This window comes from Corynebacterium glutamicum ATCC 13032, from assembly GCF_000011325.1.
Taxonomy (GTDB): domain Bacteria; phylum Actinomycetota; class Actinomycetes; order Mycobacteriales; family Mycobacteriaceae; genus Corynebacterium; species Corynebacterium glutamicum.
This window is the reverse complement of record NC_003450.3, coordinates 2,638,367-2,653,239: the sequence shown is the minus strand read 5'-3', so window position 1 is coordinate 2,653,239 and position 14,873 is coordinate 2,638,367. Positions and strand designations below refer to the sequence as shown.

General features: G+C 56.7%; 9 protein-coding genes and 1 tRNA gene. 7 read left to right on the top strand and 3 right to left on the bottom strand.

What is annotated here, in order from left to right:
• Positions 1 to 20: 20 nt before the first annotated feature.
• The 3 genes from CGL_RS12435 to rdgB all read left to right on the top strand — a co-directional run bounded on the left by CGL_RS12435 (position 21) and on the right by rdgB (position 1,822).
• Positions 21 to 233 (top strand): hypothetical protein, encoded by a 213-nt coding sequence (locus tag CGL_RS12435; protein ID WP_011015173.1) that lies wholly within the window; start codon positions 21 to 23, stop codon positions 231 to 233.
• Positions 234 to 437: 204 nt separating this feature from the next.
• On the top strand, positions 438 to 1,175 hold the full coding sequence (gene rph / locus CGL_RS12430) for a ribonuclease PH (RefSeq protein WP_003857993.1): 738 nt from the start codon (positions 438 to 440) through the stop codon (positions 1,173 to 1,175).
• Positions 1,176 to 1,201: 26 nt separating this feature from the next.
• Entirely contained in the window at positions 1,202 to 1,822 is a 621-nt protein-coding gene (gene rdgB, locus CGL_RS12425; RefSeq protein WP_011015172.1) for an RdgB/HAM1 family non-canonical purine NTP pyrophosphatase, read from the top strand.
• A gap of 74 nt (positions 1,823 to 1,896) precedes the next feature.
• Here rdgB and CGL_RS12420 read toward each other — a convergent pair whose 3' ends face one another.
• Together CGL_RS12420 and CGL_RS12415 are read right to left on the bottom strand one after the other, a co-directional pair.
• The gene (locus tag CGL_RS12420) at positions 1,897 to 2,253 is read right to left on the bottom strand and encodes a DUF3817 domain-containing protein (RefSeq protein WP_003857996.1); all 357 of its coding nucleotides are present in this window, start codon (positions 2,251 to 2,253) and stop codon (positions 1,897 to 1,899) included.
• 80 nt (positions 2,254 to 2,333) lie between these two features.
• A complete protein-coding gene (locus CGL_RS12415; RefSeq protein ID WP_003857998.1) occupies positions 2,334 to 2,798 on the bottom strand; it encodes a hypothetical protein in 465 nt (154 codons plus the stop codon).
• 112 nt (positions 2,799 to 2,910) lie between these two features.
• On the opposite strand from CGL_RS12415, the gene CGL_RS12410 reads away from it, so the two are divergent.
• Positions 2,911 to 2,992, top strand: a tRNA-Leu gene (locus tag CGL_RS12410).
• Between the two features lie 79 nt (positions 2,993 to 3,071).
• Here CGL_RS12410 and CGL_RS12405 read toward each other — a convergent pair.
• Entirely contained in the window at positions 3,072 to 3,647 is a 576-nt protein-coding gene (locus tag CGL_RS12405) for a M23 family metallopeptidase (RefSeq protein WP_003857696.1), read from the bottom strand.
• Between the two features lie 175 nt (positions 3,648 to 3,822).
• Between CGL_RS12405 and CGL_RS12400 the strand changes: the two genes are divergently transcribed.
• The 3 genes from CGL_RS12400 to CGL_RS12390 all read left to right on the top strand — a co-directional run bounded on the left by CGL_RS12400 (position 3,823) and on the right by CGL_RS12390 (position 14,593).
• Positions 3,823 to 5,007, top strand: coding sequence for a PucR family transcriptional regulator (locus tag CGL_RS12400; protein WP_011015171.1), 1,185 nt, complete (start codon positions 3,823 to 3,825; stop codon positions 5,005 to 5,007).
• A 106-nt stretch (positions 5,008 to 5,113) separates the two neighbouring features.
• On the top strand, positions 5,114 to 5,320 hold the full coding sequence (locus CGL_RS12395; RefSeq protein WP_003857695.1) for a hypothetical protein: 207 nt from the start codon (positions 5,114 to 5,116) through the stop codon (positions 5,318 to 5,320).
• 282 nt (positions 5,321 to 5,602) lie between these two features.
• Positions 5,603 to 14,593: a type I polyketide synthase gene (locus CGL_RS12390; RefSeq protein ID WP_011015170.1), complete on the top strand. Its 8,991-nt coding sequence runs from the start codon at positions 5,603 to 5,605 to the stop codon at positions 14,591 to 14,593.
• Positions 14,594 to 14,873 lie beyond the last annotated feature (280 nt).

Here is a 14,873-nt window from a genome sequence, read left to right as displayed (position 1 = left end):
CGACATTCAGCTTTGATCGAATGACTGTGGGGGCTGATGACACGGTAACTATCACTGTTCGTTCTGGTTATGGTGGCGAGAATCAGTTGGCAGTGTATGAGGCTGGCAAGACAGGTTCAGCGAATGTTCTGGGCTGGTCCACTCTGACAATTGCTGGGGAGATTCCTGTTGTCCCAGAAGACCCTGAGACTCCGGTAGCTACTGGATCGACTCTTGGTTCAGTTCTGGATTAATTCTTCAAGGTGTTCAGCCGCATTTTTGGTGGGCTTTCCGCACTGTTTGCCCAGTGGTTTGGAGGTTTGTTGAGCAGCTAGCTCCTCCAATGCATTGTTAGTTTCGGCCCCTAGCGCGTGGGCTTTGGGCTGAACTGGTGGAGGTGGGCGTCGAAAAGCATCTTGGTGCGCGGGGGTGTTGGGCTGGAAGGTACCCTGTATTTCATGACTTCTTCTTCCAGCTTTTCTCGTTTTGATGGCCGCGCACAGGATCAGATGCGTGCCGTCAAAATCACCCGTGGATTTACTTCCAACCCTGCAGGCAGCGTGCTTGTAGAATTCGGCAATACTCGTGTCATGTGCACCGCTTCTGTGGAATTGGGTGTGCCTCGTTTCAAGCGTGATTCAGGTGAAGGCTGGTTGACCGCAGAGTACGCGATGCTTCCTGCTGCGACTGCGGAGCGTAACCGTCGTGAATCCATGGCCGGCAAGGTCAAGGGACGCACTCATGAAATTTCTCGTCTGATTGGTCGTTCTTTGCGTGCAGCTGTGGATCTTTCCCAGCTGGGTGAGAACACCATTGCGATTGACTGCGATGTTCTGCAAGCTGACGGCGGTACTCGTACTGCATCGATCACCGGTGCGTATGTGGCGCTGGCTGATGCCATCAAGGTTCTGCAGGAGCGCGGGGTTGTTCCAGGCAGCCCACTTCTTGCACCAGTTGCTGCTGTTTCCGTTGGTCTGGTCGACGGTAATGTATGCCTTGACTTGCCATATGAAGAAGATTCCCGCGCCGATGTTGACCTCAACGTTGTTATGACCGAACACGGTGAATTCGTGGAAATTCAGGGCACCGGCGAAGAAACTACCTTCACCCGCGCGCAGCTCAACGACATGCTTGACCACGCTGAAAAGGGCTGCCGCGAATTGGTTGCTGCCCAAAAAGCTGCACTGGGAATCTAAAACCACAACAGAGTTAAGGACACCGGATGAAACTTCTTCTTGCATCCAACAACGCAAAGAAACTCAAAGAACTCCAGCGGATTTTGGATCAAGCAGGCCTGGATTCCGTTGAATTGCTTGCGCTGCGTGATGTCGAGGCATACGACGAGCCGATCGAAGACGGCCGCACTTTTGCCGACAACGCACAGATCAAAGCGCGCGCCGGGGTAACCCACACAGGCATCGCCACGATCGCCGATGATTCCGGCATCGCTGTCGAAGAACTCAACGGAATGCCCGGCGTTTTGTCCGCACGCTGGTCCGGCGCACACGGCAACGACACCGCCAACAACGAGCTGCTTCTTGCCCAAATGGAACATGTTCCCGACGAGCGCCGCAACGCAGCCTTCGTGTCCGTATGCGTGCTTGCACTTCCGGACGGCCAAGAATTTGTTCAGGAAGGCCGTTGGGAAGGCCAACTCCTACGCGGACCTAAGGGCGAAAACGGTTTCGGATACGATCCACTGTTCATTCCAGCAGAGGAAATCGATGGACAAGGACGCAGCTCCGCTGAACTTTCCGCAGAGGAAAAGGACGCTTTGTCCCACCGAGGTCAAGCGCTGCGCGGATTGGTTGAGAAGATCGCACAGGTAGCTGCGGCTAGCTAAGGCCTTAAGGAAAACTAAAACCTCCCCGCCAGATCACACGCAGTGATCGGACGGGGAGGTTTTTGTGTATTTAACTATGAGTTCAGCTGGAATGTCTGAGTAACTTCCTTGCGGCGGTTGTGCTCAACAAAAAACGACAGCAGCGGAACCACACCTGCGATAGCGGTGGTCACCCAACGAGTCGGATTCCAACGCGCCTTCAGACCCAGGTTCAGGGTGGTCATCAAGAAAACAATGTAAACCCATCCATGTGCAATCGGAACGAATCGTGCCCACTCAGGAAGATCCATGCCAATTATGTACTTCATGATCATCTCCGCCACCAGCGCCAGCAAAAACACACCAGTCACCCACGCAGCGATGGAGAACATGGTGAGGGCCTGACGAACGCGTTTCTTGCGCTCAGGGTGGATTGGGGTGGTGGTAGACACGCAACTCTTCCTTCAAAAATAAAATAGCGGGATAGGGCTTCAGCAAAGCAGTCGGGCGCGGGCCCGGAAAAGTTCCAGGTTTATGCTTTTCGACGTCTCCGTGCATGCGGATCATTCAACCTGTTGAACTCTTCCACATCCATCGTCGGGCGAGACGGCAGGAAGGATTCGTCGATTTCCTTGACGCTGTCATCTTCCACCAGGCTCGGACGGTGAGAGAGCTGAACGAAGCTATCTTCCTGCTCTGATTGCGCAACTGGTGTTTTGCCTTGCTCCGCCATCATTTTGGCTTCCATGTTTTCTAACTCAATGGACTCATTCTCATACTGCAAATACTTGCGGTAGGCATAAACAAAGAATGCTCCGATAAGAGGCCACTGGAAGGCATAGCCAAGGTTTTGGAAAGTTCCAGACCCGGACTGGAATCTTGACCACTGCCACCACGCCAACGCGCAGGCTGCGATAAAACAAATGAGAAGAAAGACAATGTGACTTGCCTTTACTTTCTTCTTTTCTTTAACCCCGGATGGCCCTGGCTCGCTCATAGAGTGTTATTCTACCTGCTGATTTACGATAAGCGAATTTTTTTTACGGTGCAGTTGGTCACCCGCATTAGTTAATTTGGGACTACACCATGTATAGTAAAACCCGCATTAAGCGCTTGTGGCGGAATTGGCAGACGCGCTGGATTTAGGTTCCAGTGTCCTAGGACGTGAGAGTTCAAGTCTCTCCAGGCGCACAAACAGAAACTGCAGGTCATCAACTAAGATGACCTGCAGTTTCTTTTATTTCACCCGTATCCCACGAACGGCTAGCGCTTAAACGTAGATGCCGTGGTTTGCGAGCCATGCCTGTGGGTCGACTGGGGTGACGCCGTCTGGGTGGATCTCGAAGTGGAGGTGGGAGCCGGTGGAGAATCCTTGGCTGCCCATTCCTGCGATTTCCTGGCCTGCTGCGACGCGTTCGCCGACGGAGACGTAGAGGTATTCCATGTGTCCGTAGATGGAGATGGATCCGTCGTCGTGCTGGATGCGGATCCACTGTCCATAGCCGGATGCTGGGCCAGAGCTGATGACAGTGCCGGCCATGACGGCGTAGATTGGGGTGCCGATTGAGTTTGCGATGTCGATGCCGTTGTGGAAGGTTCCCCAACGTGGTCCGAATCCTGAGGTGAAGGTGCCGTTTGCTGGGCGCGCTACGGTGGCGGCTGGTGCGACGGCGGTGGTTGCGACTCCTGCAGCTTCTGCGACGGTGTCGGCAACGCCGGAGGAAAGGCCTGCGTAGTCGGTTTGCGCGGATGCTGGTGCCATGGTGGCGGTAGCGGTTGCGGTGGCGACGAAAGCAGCAATTGCTAGTCGACGCTTCATGTTGCGGTTGCGTGCGATGTTTAGCATGAGAATCCTTTTTATGGAGGTTAAAATGGTCAGATTGGCCATTTATTAACCAGTCCGTTATCAAGTTGTGACCACCTTAGGGGGTAACCCCACCCCTGTACAAGTTTTCGTGCTACCAAACACGCCGTGCTAGGGGTGTCGCATGGTGCAATGATCCCCGCTAACCTGGGATTCCATGGAGAATGTTAGTTCCGTCACGTCGGATGGTTCGGTAGCGGATGTGCATGCCGAACGGTGGCAAGAATTGCTCGCACGTTTGGATGCCGATGCGCCGGATATTGCGGAGGGCACCGCCGCAAAGTTGCTCGCTACGATCCCGGGCTATGAGCTCGTTGACGCGGGGCCGATCAGGGAGTCGTCGATACGCAATACGGCCTTGATTATTCGCGTGATTAACGCGGGCACCGAGCCAAAGGCCGAGGACTTGCCTGAGGCTTTAAGGCTTGCCGACGAACGTATAGCGCAAAATGTGCCGCTGGGAAGTGTGCTGCACGGTTTTCGGATGTCTCTGGGGGAAATTCTGGAGCATTTGGTGCAGTTGGGCCCGGAATACAATATTGATCCCGGCAGAATGCTGCGCTGGTCCACACTGATGTGGGCGGTCAATGATGCCTTTTCTACGCGTGCCACAAGGGTGTACCGCGATCACGAGGTCGCCACGGCGATCGCCGATTCGGTGCGAAGGTCAGAATGGATCGGCAAAGCGGTCTCGGAAGGCTCTGAACTGTCAGAGCTTTTATGGGGTGCTGCGATGTATGACGTTCCCGCCGACACTCCTCTAAGAGCATTGGCAGCCACCTCACCTGATCATGCGAAAGCTGAAACACAGATCCAGAAGTGGACTCAGCGCGCCGGAGTGCGGGTGCTGGCATCGGTGCAGCCAAGCGTGATCGTGGGGATCGTGATTGGGGAGCCGAAGCGAAACGTGGACGGCCCTGGTTTTGCTGTGGGTTTGGGTAGGGCAGAGGTGCTCTCAAAGCTGGCGGACTCATATAAGGATGCATCCCTTGTATTGAAGGCTGCCGATAATCTGAAACTTAATGAGGTGCAGCGGGCACAAGATTTGTCATGGAAGTTGGCTATCCATGCAAGCCCACGGGTGACGGAGATTCTTGCGCAGAAATATGTGAAGCCACTAAGGGAATCTGGCGAGTTTGCTCATGAGATCGTGGAATCTTTGCGGGCATATGTGGACAACCAGATGAATATTCCTGCTGCTGCGCGCAGTATTCCTGTGCATGTGAATACGCTTCGCTATCGGTTGCGCCGGTTTGAGGAGTTAACGGGCTGCTATTTGGAGGATACATCCACGGTCATTGAAGTGTCGTGGGTGCTGGAAGTCTTTGGCCGGGAGCTGTAGAAAATTGCACCTATATATATGGTGCAAAACGAAAGTGATCATCTTTGTTGTCCTATATCTCAATTAGGAATCTCATTTGAGGGGCAACTGGCTACACTTTGAAGGCATGAGTATTTCGCGCGATTTCGATGCCTGGATGGAAGATCGGGGCATTGTTGCTGAAGCTGAGGTTATACCGGATCATGCGTGCCAAGTGTTCCTACCTGTGGAGGGTGTGAGAATTTCCCTCAAGCAAATGGAAGGTGAACAAGGCCACAACAATTCCGACGAGCTAGAGGCTGCGCGAAACTTGTTAACAGACCTCCTGGGTTAGTGATTACCTGCAGGTTTCCCTCACTTGTTGGAAGGACCTTTTCGTCCATGAAAGTTTTGTTTGGAAGAGGTTAAATGGCACGATAAGAGGAGCGGAAAATGCCACGCCCGCAAAAGATGACGTTTTCCTCATGATTTGTGGCATATTGTTTTCTATCCAATGTCACCCTGGTGGTTTACAGGCGTGCCATTTTCTTTACAAAAGAGTATTAACCGAAACTTCAGGTCAGGATCCACGCCCTGCGTTCATCCCGGCTAAGTTATACAAGGAGCGAGTTCTCACGTGACCGAATTGAGCAGGAACTTCGGGGCCAGCCGACTGATTAACCGCTTTGGCCAGGAGCCTTTTGCCTTCGCTTTCGCCGGCCAAGGATATGACTGGTTGAAGACCCTTCGTGCCGCGGTTGCCGCAGGTGCAGGCACCAATGTTAGTGACATCGTCGAGCGCGCAAATGCGCTGCTTGCACTAGTTGCAGATGATCTCATTGGCACCCTTCCATTTGGTTTCGATCCAGTGGCTTGGGCTAACAACTCCGAAGATCCAGCTTTCGATACTGCACAATCTGCAGTGAGCGTGCCGGGTATCTTTGTCTCCCAGATCGCAACCCTGGATTCCCTTGAGGCGCAGCGCCTTGATGTGGATCAGGCTGTGTCCAGCATTGGTCATTCCCAGGGCGTATTGGGCGTGCACCTGCTCAATGATGCGACTCGTGCTGATGAACTCGTTGCCATTGCGCAGTTGATCGGTGCAGCGATCACCCGCACCGCACGCATGACGGGCCTGATCGCGCAGGGCGACAACATGCCGATGCTGTCGATCGCCGGAATTTCCCGCGAACAGCTTCAGCAAGCTATCGACGCGGCCTGCGCCGAAGTCCCTGCGGAGATCCGCCCGGTTATCGGTCTGCGCAACTCACGCGATTCTTATGTTTTGGTTGGCCGCCCAGACGACAACGCTCGCGTTGTTAAGGTCATTGAGGCAATGGCTGCCAAGGATAAGAAGGCCATTGAAGATAAGCTGCGCGGCGGTTCCGCGTTCAGCCCCCGTATTACTCCGCTGAAGGTGCAGGCTGCTTTCCATCACCCAGCTATGAACATGGCTGTGGAGCAGACCGTGGCGTGGGCAACCACTGCTGGTTTGGATGTGGAACTCACCCGCGAGATCGCCGCTGATGTTTTGGTTAACCCTGTCGATTGGGTAGCACGCGTCAACGAAGCGTATGAGGCTGGCGCTCGCTGGTTCCTCGACGTTGGACCAGATGGTGGCATCGTTAAGCTGACTGCCAACATCCTTGAGGGCCGCGGCGCGGATTCCTTCTATGTTGGTGACGCCGCAGGCCAGGCCAAGATATTTGATGCTGGCATGGCACCTGAACTTCCAGTGGATTACCAGGAGTTCGCACCACGCGTTGAGCACGTTGATGGAACCCCACGCCTGGTTACCAAGTTCACTGAGCTGACCGGCCGCACCCCAATGATGCTGGCTGGCATGACCCCAACCACCGTTGACCCTGCCATTGTTGCAGCCGCTGCAAACGGTGGACACTGGGCTGAGCTCGCTGGTGGCGGACAGGTTACCCCAGAGCTGCTGGAAACCCACATCGCACAGCTCACCGACATGCTTGAGCCAGGTATCAACGCCCAGTTCAACTCCATGTTCTTGGATCCATACCTGTGGAAGATGCAGATTGGTGGCAAGCGCCTTGTTCCTAAGGCCCGCGCTAATGGTGCATCCATCGACGGCATCGTCATCACCGCCGGCATTCCTGAAAAGGATGAAGCTGTTGCATTGGTCAAGGAACTGATGCGTGATGGTTTCCCTTGGATCGCATTCAAGCCAGGTGCCATCAAGCAGGTTAACTCTGTGTTGGCTATCGCTAAGGAAGTTCCAGAACTCCCCATCATCATTCAGATTGAGGGTGGCGTTGCAGGTGGACACCACTCTTGGGAAGACCTCGATGAGCTGCTGATCGCCACCTACGGCAAGGTCCGCGCACTGGATAACGTGGTGCTGTGTGTCGGCGGTGGCATTGGCTCACCTGAGCGCGCTGCTGATTACGTCACCGGTTCCTGGTCCACTTCCTACGGCCTGCCAGCTATGCCTGTTGATGGCATCTTGGTGGGTACCGCTGCGATGGCAACCAAGGAAGCAACCACCTCCCAGGCCGTCAAGGAACTTCTTGTTTCCACCCAGGGCTCTGATGAATGGGTTCCTGCTGGTGGCGCAAAGAACGGAATGGCATCTGGCCGTTCCCAGCTTGGCGCAGACATCCACGAGATCGACAACTCCTTTGCTAAGGCTGGACGCCTTCTTGATGAGGTTGCAGGCGATGAGACGGCTGTGCAGGCGCGCCGGGATGAGATCATTGAAGCGATTGGCAAGACCGCCAAGGTGTACTTCGGTGACATCGGATCCATGACTTACGAGCAGTGGCTCAACCGCTACCTCGAGCTGTCTGGCCCTGTTGATGGTCAGTGGATTGATGCTTCCTGGGCTGCACGTTTTGCCCAGATGCTGGAGCGTGCCGAGGCGCGTTTGATCGAGCAGGATCATGGCCAATTTGAGCCAAGCCTGACGGTGGAGGATGGCGTCGACAAGCTTGTTGCTGCTTACCCGCATGCCGCAACCGACCTGCTCACCCCGGCTGATGTCGCCTGGTTCTTGGGCCTGTGCCGCACGCCGGGCAAGCCTGTGAACTTTGTGCCCGTCATTGATAAGGACGTGCGTCGCTGGTGGCGCTCGGACTCCCTGTGGCAGTCCCACGATGATCGCTACACCGCTGATCAGGTGGCTATTATCCCTGGTGTCGTCGCCGTTGCTGGCATCACCAAGGCCAACGAACCTGTCGCTGACCTGCTTGATCGCTTTGTCGACGCCACCATCGAGCGCATCGATGAGCACGATTCCCGCTCCCGCGACATCATGGGCAAAGTGCTTTCCTCACCTGGCACATTCTGGGCTGGCCGCAACATCCCATCGGTGATCCACAGCCTTGGGCATGCTGACAAGTGGTCCCGCTCCGAATTCGAAGCATTCCATAGCCCAACCGGCGCCAACTTGGTGTACGAAGACGCCGAGCACGCGATGCTGACTGTGCCTTTGGCGGGTTCCACCGCATTCGGCACCACCGCTGAGCTGAAAATCCGTTTCACCAGCCCCATCGACGCTCTGCCAAGCGCTGTCCCACTGGTCACCCAGGAAGACGCTGAAGCCGCGATGGGTGAACTGACCCGCATCGCAGCTGGCGGCACCCTGGCAACTGTGAACAATGGCACCGCTACCTGGGAAACCTCCGTCGATGCCGGCGTCATCGCTGACTACAACAACGTCACCGCAGGCTACCTGCCAGCATCCGTTGTTCCTGCACACACCGCACCTGACGTGCTGGTTGGCCGCGCATGGCCAGCAGTTTTCGCTGCCGTAAAGTCCGCAGTCATCCCAGGCACCGATTCCGCATCCGTTGTGGAAGGCATGCTGTCCCTGGTTCACCTGGAGCACCACATTGTGCTCAAGTCCGATGTCCCAACCGACGGCGCGCTGAAGGTTTCCGCGACTGCCGATGAGGTAGTCGATACCGACCTGGGTCGCCTCGTGATCGTGCGCGCAGAAATCGCCGACGCAGAAGGCAACCTGATTGCTACGTTGGCTGAGCGTTTCGCGATCCGCGGACGCAAGGGCAACGCTGTCGCACGCACCAACACCTCCGCACTGCCAACCACCGTGGACACCCCACGCTCAGCTCGCGCAGTGGCAACCGTTGTTGCACCTGAATCCATGCGCCCATTCGCTGTGATCTCCGGTGACCGCAACCCAATTCACGTCTCTGATGTTGCGGCTTCCCTGGCTGGTCTGCCAGGTGTGATCGTGCACGGCATGTGGACCTCTGCCATCGGTGAACTGATCGCCGGTGCAGCATTCAACGATGAGCAGATCCAAACTCCCGCAGCCAAGGTCGTGGAATACACCGCAACCATGCTGGCACCAGTTCTTCCAGGTGAAGAAATTGAGTTCAGCGTTGAGCGCTCCGCAGTGGACAACCGCCCAGGAATGGGAGAGGTCCGCACCGTTACCGCAACCGTCAACGGCAACTTAGTGCTTACCGCCACCGCTGTTGTGGCAGCTCCATCTACTTTCTACGCATTCCCAGGCCAGGGCATTCAGTCCCAGGGCATGGGTATGGAAGCACGCCGTAACTCTCAGGCAGCTCGCGCTATCTGGGACCGCGCCGATGCACACACCCGCAATAAGCTGGGCTTCTCCATCGTGGAAATCGTGGAAAACAACCCACGCGAAGTAACCGTGGCAGGGGAGAAGTTCTTCCACCCAGACGGCGTTTTGTACCTCACCCAGTTCACCCAGGTGGGCATGGCAACTCTGGGCGTTGCTCAGATCGCTGAAATGCGTGAAGCACATGCCTTGAACCAGCGTGCATACTTTGCTGGACACTCCGTTGGTGAGTACAACGCGCTTGCTGCATATGCTGGTGTGCTGTCCCTGGAATCCGTTCTGGAGATCGTTTACCGTCGTGGCTTGACCATGCACCGCTTGGTGGATCGCGATGAAAACGGTCTGTCCAACTACGCGCTCGCAGCTCTTCGCCCCAACAAGATGGGTCTGACCGCAGACAACGTTTTCGATTACGTTGCGTCTGTTTCCGAAGCTTCCGGTGAATTCCTGGAGATCGTTAACTACAACTTGGCTGGCCTGCAGTACGCAGTTGCTGGAACCCAGGCTGGTCTTGCCGCCCTTCGTGCCGATGTTGAGAACCGTGCACCAGGTCAGCGTGCCTTCATTTTGATCCCTGGCATTGACGTGCCATTCCACTCCTCCAAGCTGCGCGACGGTGTGGGCGCGTTCCGTGAGCACCTTGATTCCCTGATCCCAGCTGAGCTGGATCTGGATGTGCTGGTTGGCCGCTACATTCCAAACTTGGTGGCTCGCCCATTCGAACTCACTGAAGAGTTCGTGGCATCCATGGCAGAAGTGGTGGAGTCCACCTATGTCAATGAGATCTTGGCTGATTTCAAGGCTGCTTCCGCCGATAAGCAGAAGCTTGCCCGCACGTTGCTTATTGAGCTGCTTGCATGGCAGTTCGCATCACCTGTGCGCTGGATCGAGACTCAGGATCTGTTGATCAAGGGCCTTCAAGCTGAGCGTTTCGTGGAGGTCGGTGTTGGCTCTGCTCCAACGCTTGCCAACATGATGGGCCAGACCCTGCGCCTTCCTCAGTACGCGGACGCCACCATTGAGGTGTTAAACATTGAGCGCGATCGCCCAGTTGTGTTCGCTACCGATGAGGTTGTGCGTGAAGTGGCGGTTGAAGAGACCCCAGCAGCTCCTGCAGAAACCACTGAAACCCCAGCAACCCCAGCAACCCCAGCCCCTGTTGCAGCTGCAGCCCCTGCCACCGGCGGCCCTCGCCCAGATGACATCAGCTTCACTCCTTCTGATGCCACTGAAATGCTCATCGCTATCTGGACCAAGGTTCGCCCAGATCAGATGGGTGCCACTGATTCCATCGAGACCCTGGTTGAGGGCGTGTCCTCTCGCCGTAACCAGCTCCTGCTGGATCTTGGTGTGGAGTTCGGCCTCGGCGCAATTGACGGAGCAGCCGATGCTGAGCTCGGTGATCTAAAGGTCACCGTGTCCAAGATGGCTAAGGGCTACAAGGCGTTTGGCCCTGTGCTCTCCGATGCTGCAGCTGATGCCCTGCGTCGCCTCACTGGTCCTACCGGTAAGCGCCCGGGATACATCGCAGAGCGCGTCACCGGCACGTGGGAATTGGGCCAGGGCTGGGCTGACCACGTGGTCGCTGAAGTTGTGATCGGCGCCCGCGAAGGCGCATCCCTGCGCGGCGGCGACCTGGCGTCACTGTCTCCTGCAAGCCCAGCGTCTGCATCAGATCTTGATTCGCTTATCGACGCAGCCGTCCAGGCCGTAGCCTCCCGCCGCGGCGTTGCGGTCTCCCTGCCTTCAGCAGGCGGCGCTGCCGGTGGCGTGGTTGATTCCGCAGCTCTTGGCGAGTTTGCAGAGCAGGTCACCGGACACGATGGTGTGCTTGCTCAGGCAGCCCGCACCATCTTGACCCAGTTGGGTCTTGATAAGCCAGCAACCGTTTCCGTGGAAGACACCGCAGAGGAAGACCTCTACGAGTTGGTCTCCAAGGAACTCGGTTCTGATTGGCCACGTCAGGTTGCACCAAGCTTCGATGAAGAAAAGGTTGTTCTGCTTGATGACCGTTGGGCTTCTGCGCGTGAGGATCTCTCCCGCGTTGCTCTTGGCGAACTCGCAGCAACTGATATCGATGTCACAGGCGCAGGCGAAGCTGTTGCAGCACAGGCTGAATTCTTTGGACTTGATGATCTCGCAGCTCAGGCTCGCGACCAAAGCTCCTTGGACTACGCCGACGATGTTGCGGTCGTAACCGGCGGATCGCCGAACTCGATCGCGGCGGCAGTCGTCGAAAAGCTTCTTGCTGGCGGTGCAACTGTCATTGCTACGACCTCCAACCTCGGCCATGACCGCCTGGAGTTCTACAAGGATCTCTACGCACGTTCCGCACGCGGCACGGCAGCACTGTGGATCGTGGCGGCTAACTTGAGCTCCTACTCAGACATCGACGCCATCATCAACTGGGTCGGATCCGAGCAGACCACCACCGTCAACGGCGCATCCAAGCTGGTCAAGCCAGCTTTGGTCCCTACCTTGCTGTTCCCATTCGCGGCACCTCGCGTGTCCGGATCCATGGCAGATGCAGGCCCACAGGCAGAATCCCAGATGCGACTTCTGCTCTGGTCTGTTGAGCGCCTCATCGCAGGTCTTGCGCCATTGGGCTCCTCCATCAACGTGGGTCACCGCCTGCACGTGGTCATCCCAGGTTCACCAAACCGTGGACGCTTCGGTGGCGATGGTGCATACGGTGAATCCAAGGCAGCTCTCGACGCCGTGGTTACCCGTTGGAACGCAGAGCAAGCTGCATGGGGAGCACACACCTCCCTCGTGCACGCTCACATCGGTTGGGTTCGCGGCACCGGCCTCATGGGCGGCAACGATCCTTTGGTCAAGGCAGCTGAAGAAGCAGGCGTGGAAACCTACTCCACCCAAGAAATTGCAGAGAAACTGCTGTCCCAGGCAACTTCCACTGTTCGCGAGCAGGCAGCATCCGCGCCAATCACCGTCGACTTCACTGGCGGACTTGGTGAATCTGATCTGAACCTGGCGGAAATGGCACGTGCAGAAGCAGCTAAGGCAGCTAACGCACCAGTGGTTGAGGCTCCACGCACAGTGGCAGCACTGCCAACTCCTTACCGACCAGTGGTTCAAACCACCCCTGATTTCGCAGGTCAAGTCACCCAAAACCTTGACGAGATGGTCGTCATCGTTGGCGCCGGCGAGCTCGGCCCACTGGGTTCTGCACGTACGCGTTTCGACGCCGAACTCAACGGTTCCCTCTCCGCCGCGGGTGTCATCGAACTTGCATGGACGATGGGACTTATCCACTGGGATGAAGATCCAAAGCCAGGCTGGTACGACGACTCCGACGACGCAGTGGCCGAAGAAGACATCTTCGACCGCTACCACGACGAAGTCATGGCACGCGTTGGTGTCCGCAAGTACAATGACATGCCTGAGTACGGCATGATCGACAACTTTGCACCAGAGCTGACCACCGTCTACCTCGACCAGGACCTCACCTTCAACGTGGGATCCCGCGAAGAGGCACTGACCTACGTCGACTCCGAGCCAGAACTCACCTTTGCTTCTTTCGACGAAGCAGCAGGGGAGTGGAAGGTCACTCGCAAGGCAGGCTCCGCAATCCGCGTACCTCGCCGCATGGCGATGACCCGCTTCGTTGGTGGACAGGTTCCTAAGGACTTCGACCCAGCTGTGTGGGGCATTCCAGCTGACATGGTGGACAACCTGGACACCGTCGCGCTGTGGAACATTGTCTGTACTGTCGACGCCTTCCTGTCCGCTGGATTCACCCCAGCAGAGCTGCTTGCTTCCGTTCACCCAGCACGCGTGTCCTCTACCCAAGGCACCGGCATGGGCGGCATGGAATCCCTCCGTGGCATCTACGTCGACCGCATTCTGGCAGAGCCACGCGCCAACGACGTTCTGCAGGAAGCACTGCCCAACGTTGTTGCAGCTCACGTCATGCAGTCCTACGTCGGTGGCTACGGACAGATGATCCACCCAGTCGCAGCTTGTGCAACCGCAGCTGTTTCTGTGGAAGAAGCACTGGACAAGATCCGCATCGGCAAGTCCGACTTCGTTGTCGCAGGTGGCTTCGATGCCCTGTCCGTTGAAGGCATCACCGGCTTCGGCGACATGGCAGCAACCGCCGACTCCGCAGAGATGGAAGGCAAGGGAATTGAGCACCGCTTCTTCTCCCGCGCCAACGACCGCCGCCGCGGTGGATTCATCGAATCCGAAGGTGGCGGAACCGTCCTTCTGGCACGCGGATCACTCGCAGCTGACCTGGGCCTTCCAGTACTCGGTGTCATCGGATTCGCAGAGTCCTTTGCAGATGGTGCCCACACCTCCATCCCAGCCCCAGGCCTCGGTGCCCTTGGTGCTGCTCGCGATGGTGTGGAATCTCGCCTTGCAGTAGCACTGCGTTCCGTCGGTGTCTCTGCTGATGAGATCTCCATTATCTCCAAGCACGACACCTCCACCAACGCGAATGATCCAAACGAGTCCGACCTGCACGAGCGCATCGCATCCGCTATCGGTCGTGCAGACGGCAACCCGATGTACGTGATTTCCCAGAAGTCACTCACCGGACACGCCAAGGGTGGTGCAGCAGCATTCCAGATGATCGGTCTCACCCAGGTCCTCCGATCCGGACTGGTGCCAGCCAACCGCGCACTCGACTGCGTTGACCCAGTACTGTCCAAGCATTCCCACCTCGTCTGGCTGCGCAAGCCACTAGACCTTCGTGCGAAGGCACCAAAGGCAGGTCTTGTTACCTCCCTTGGCTTCGGACACGTCTCCGCTCTGGTTGCGATTGTTCACCCAGACGCCTTCTATGAGGCAGTTCGTGTGGCACGTGGTGCTGAGGCAGCTGACGTATGGCGCGCATCCGCGATCGCTCGCGAAGAAGCAGGCCTTCGTACCATCGTCGCCGGTATGCACGGTGGCGTACTGTACGAACGCCCAGTCGAGCGCAACCTCGGTGTCCACGGAGACGCAGCTAAGGAAGTTGAAGCTGCAGTCCTCCTGGATTCCCGCGCCCGCCTAGTTGACGGTGTCCTCCGCGCCGAAGGCTAGTTGGTTATTGCGTTGAGCCCCTCATGCGGTGTCCCTTGTTGGGATGCCGTGTGAGGGGCTTTTTGCCTGACTTGGCTCAAATTAGTGCCGAAGGCGAGTCAACGACCCCAATCCTCCACGTCTACAGATGAGACAAAGGTCTTGACGAAACGATGTCCTTCACACCGAGGGTAACTTAGTGCGGAAAACCTACGATTTAGCAGCCCAAACACACTTACCAATGTGATCTTCCACAAAACAAAAAGAGCAAAGTCATTACACTGCGGTTTAAACAGTTGGG